Raw genomic sequence first — 3992 nt, forward strand, 5'->3', positions numbered from 1 at the left:
GAATGATGTCACGCTGAAAATGCCGGCCTTTGAATGGGTTCATGTGCAGCTCCATCAGCAAAAGGGGATGATAAGTTTATCACCACCGACTATTTGCAACAGTGCCGGCCGAATGTCTGCAGCTCGGTGAATCGGACTTTACGCATGGAGATCTCCTCAGAGGACATAATTAGTATGTCGGAGGATCTCTAAAAGTGAATGGTTCGTTTTGCAGGGATACTTACATGGGGAAACAAGATGAAACTTGAATATATACAGATAAATTAGTGGTCTGGGCGTTCTCGTCAGAAGCAAACAGCCTGCTTGCAAAAACAAGCGCTGGCAATGGCTTGGCAGGGCCGAGGTTGCCCGGGAGGTATAATTTTCCATTCGGACCAGGGAACCCAATATTGCAGCCTGCCGTACCGGATTCTGGCCGCTCAATATGGAATGATGCTCAGCATGAGCCGCAGCGGGAACTGCTGGGATAATGCTTTGCAGAATGACTGTTCCGCAGTCTGAAATCGGAGTGGATACCACGGGGTGGTTATCGGGACAGGACTGAAGCTGCTGGCGATATTGTTCAGTATCAAGGGGTGAGTCCCGAGAGGCGAGACAAGTCAAGGGCGCAGGCTGCGATGCGCAGCACGACATAGCCGGTATTTCCCTGCGGTGCCCCACAAGTATCAATGAAAGCCTCCAACGCGAGCCATTCGCGAGAGCCTTGAGTCCACGCTAAATCTATCTTATCTGCGCAGGGCAGAATGTGAAGACGGCCGCCCTGGCTCTTGCCCGCCAGGCGCACGAGGCGGTGGAAAGGGGGAGGGGATGTTGTCTATATGGCTCTGCTGTAGTGAGCGGGTTGCGCTCCGACAGCGGTCCTGATCAATCGTCACCCTTTCTCGGCCCTTGAATGTTCCTCGCAACGAGCCTCCTTTTCGCCAATCCATCGACAATCACCGCGAGCCCCAGCTCGAACACTGCGTCCGGACCGGCTTCGTCGAAGGTGTCTATCACGGCCCGCAACAACGGAGCCTGTTCAATGGTGCCGCCGCGCTCACCGGCATCGCTGTCGCCGGCCTGCTCCTCAAGCACGGCCCCAACAGTGAAGTAGCTGATTGTCATCAGCGCATTGACGGCGTCCCAAGCCGAAAAACCCGCCTCGCAGAGGAAGCGAAGCTGCGCGTCGACCACTTCCATCTGCGGTGCGCCCGGTCTCGTGCCAGCATGGATACGCGCGCCATCGCGATAAGCGAGCAGCGCCTGCCTGAAGCTGCGGGCATTCCCGATCAGAAATGAGCGCCAGTCGTCGTCGACTCTCGGCACCGAATGCGTATGATTCTCCGCCAGCATGGCTTCGGCCAGTGCGTCGAGCAGCGCCCGTTTGTTCCTGAAGTGCCAGTATAACGCCGGCTGCTGAACCCCCAACCGTTTAGCCAGTTTGCGTGTCGTCAGAGCCTCTACGCCGACCTCATTCAACAGGTCCAGGGCGACACGGATAACTGTATTAGGCTGCAACTTTATCATGCTTGACACTTTATCACTGATAAACATAATATGTCCACCAACTTATCAGTGATAAAGGATCCGTGAGTTCTATCGGACCAGCGGAGGCTGGTCCGGAGGCCAGCGGAGGCTGGTCCGGAGGCCAGACGTGAAACCCAACAGACCCCTGATCGTAATACTGTGCACTGTCGCGCTCGACGCTGTCGGCATCGGCCTGATTATGCCGGTGCTGCCGGGCCTCCTGCGAGATCTGGTTCACTCGAACGACGTCACCGCCCACTATGGCATTTTGCTGGCGCTGTATGCGTTGATGCAATTTGCCTGCGCGCCTGTGCTGGGTGCGCTATCGGATCGTTTCGGCCGGCGGCCGGTCTTGCTCGTCTCGCTGTCCGGCGCCGCTATCGACTACGCCATCATGGCGACGGCGCCTTTCCTTTGGGTTCTCTATATCGGGCGCATCGTGGCCGGCATCACCGGGGCGACTGGTGCGGTAGCCGGCGCCTATATTGCCGATATCACAGATGGGGATGAGCGCGCGCGGTACTTCGGCTTCATGAGCGCCTGTTTCGGGTTCGGGATGGTCGCGGGACCTGTGCTCGGTGGGCTGATGAGCAGTTTCTCCCCCCATGCTCCGTTCTTCGCCGCAGCAGCCTTGAATGGCCTCAATTTCCTGATGGGCATTTTCCTTTTGCCGGAGTCGCACAAAGGCGAACGTCGACCATTACGCCGGGAGGCTCTCAACCCGCTCGCTTCGTTCCGGTGGGTCCGGGGCATGACCGTCATCGCCGCCCTGATGGCTGTCTTCTTCATCATGCAACTCGTCGGACAGGCGCCGGCCACGCTTTGGGTCATCTTCGGCGAGGATCGCTTTCATTGGGACACGAGCTTGATCGGCATTTCGCTTGCCGCATTTGGTATTCTACATTCACTCGCCCAGGCAATGATCACCGGCCCTGTAACCACCAGGCTCGGCGAAAGGCGGGCACTCATGCTCGGAATGATTGCCGACGGCGCAGGCTACATCCTGCTTGCCTTGGCGACAAGGGGATGGATGGCGTTCCCGATTATGGTCCTGCTTGCTTCGGGTGGCATCGGAATGCCGGCGCTGCAAGCAGTGTTGTCCAGGCAGGTAGATGAGGAACGTCAGGGGCAGCTTCAAGGATCTCTTGCGGCGCTCACCAGCCTGACCTCGATCGTCGGGCCCCTCCTCTTCACGGCGATCTATGCGGCCTCTATAACAACGTGGAACGGGTGGGCATGGATTGCAGGTGCCGCCCTCTACTTGCTCTGCCTGCCGGCGCTGCGTCGCGGGTTTTGGAGCGGCGTAGGGCAACGAGCCGATCGCTGATCGTGGGAACGATAGGCCTATGCCATGCGGGTCAAGGCGACTTCCGGCTACCCGTCTTTCAATCACAACAAGTACAGCAATATTAGGACTGCTTTTCGCTCACAGCGGACCTCTAACCCAGCCATCTTGTCCGCTTCGTTCTAAGAACAGACATCCCTCACTTCAGAATGTGTAGTCAACGGGGGACAGGACAATACGAATGTTCCACTAAAAAATACAGATGAGATAATTATTTACACCAAATTTTGGAGATTTATCGTTGTATCAGGTATTAAAAGTACAATTTAAATCTATTATATCTCGCAATAAGCCTGACATGTAGGTTTCTACAAATTCTCTAATTACGTTATTGACATATGAGCATTTGAAGGCGTAACCTTCAATCACTGTATGTAGATGTGTCTTCCCCTGTTGAGGTGGCTGATACAGCATTTCTACTTGCCATTAAACCAGTCTTTCATGTAATCCTATGTAAAATAGTCTGGTTAATTTATTTTACATACGGGTATCAGTGATGAATGAACTCAGTATTGTTAGTGGTAAATTGCAACTGTTGTCGATCATAGGTGACCCGATCGCTCAGGTCAGCGCTCCACTCATGATAAATGCCGCCATCCTTGAAAAACAAATCCCCGACACTTTGATGGTCCCTCTCCATATAAACTCTGTAGGTCTGCAAACCGCTGTCAATGGTCTGAAATGTATTCAGAATTTTCGTGGTGCCATTATAACGATGCCTCACAAACAACATGCGCTTTCATTAATTGATTCAGCCAGTGAATCTGCTATGGCAATCGGAGGATGCAACGTCATCAGGAGGAATGCTCAGGGCCAACTACATGGGGATATGCTCGATGGTGAAGGTTTCGTATCGAGCCTTTTGAAAAGAGGCTTCGATGTGACAGGTAAAAGAGTCTATCTAGCTGGAACAGGCGGTGCTGGCTCAGCTATTGCTTATGCTATGGCCGCCAAACAGGTTGGAGAATTAATTGGCACTGTTGCAAATAGTCGGTGGTGATAAACTTATCATCCCCTTTTGCTGATGGAGCTGTACATGAACCCATTCAAAGGCCGGCATTTTCAGCGTGACATCATTCTGTGGGCCGTACGCTGGTACTGCAAATACGGCATCAGTTACCGTGAGCTGCAGGAGATGCTG

General features: G+C 54.0%; 3 protein-coding genes and 2 pseudogenes. 4 read left to right on the forward strand and 1 reads right to left on the reverse strand.

What is annotated here, in order from left to right; genetic code table 11:
* Positions 1-297: 297 nt before the first annotated feature.
* Positions 298-501: pseudogene (locus ACOTX2_RS24915) on the forward strand (DDE-type integrase/transposase/recombinase); the annotation flags it as partial.
* 363 nt (positions 502-864) lie between these two features.
* On the opposite strand, the gene tetR reads toward ACOTX2_RS24915, so the two are convergent.
* Positions 865-1506, reverse strand: coding sequence for a tetracycline resistance transcriptional repressor TetR (gene tetR / locus ACOTX2_RS24920; RefSeq protein ID WP_013851373.1), 642 nt, complete (start codon positions 1504-1506; stop codon positions 865-867).
* Between the two features lie 127 nt (positions 1507-1633).
* On the opposite strand from tetR, the gene tet(A) reads away from it, so the two are divergent.
* The 3 genes and pseudogenes from tet(A) to ACOTX2_RS24935 all read left to right on the forward strand — a co-directional run.
* On the forward strand, positions 1634-2833 hold the full coding sequence (gene tet(A) / locus ACOTX2_RS24925) for a tetracycline efflux MFS transporter Tet(A) (protein WP_031942321.1): 1200 nt from the start codon (positions 1634-1636) through the stop codon (positions 2831-2833).
* 514 nt (positions 2834-3347) lie between these two features.
* Positions 3348-3851, forward strand: a complete 504-nt coding sequence (locus tag ACOTX2_RS24930) for a shikimate dehydrogenase family protein (protein ID WP_013851371.1) — start codon at positions 3348-3350, stop codon at positions 3849-3851.
* Between the two features lie 36 nt (positions 3852-3887).
* A pseudogene (locus ACOTX2_RS24935) lies at positions 3888-3992 on the forward strand (IS6 family transposase); the annotation flags it as partial.

Source organism: Enterobacter cloacae complex sp. IR5412 (assembly GCF_049237385.1).
Lineage (GTDB): Bacteria > Pseudomonadota > Gammaproteobacteria > Enterobacterales > Enterobacteriaceae > Enterobacter > Enterobacter intestinihominis.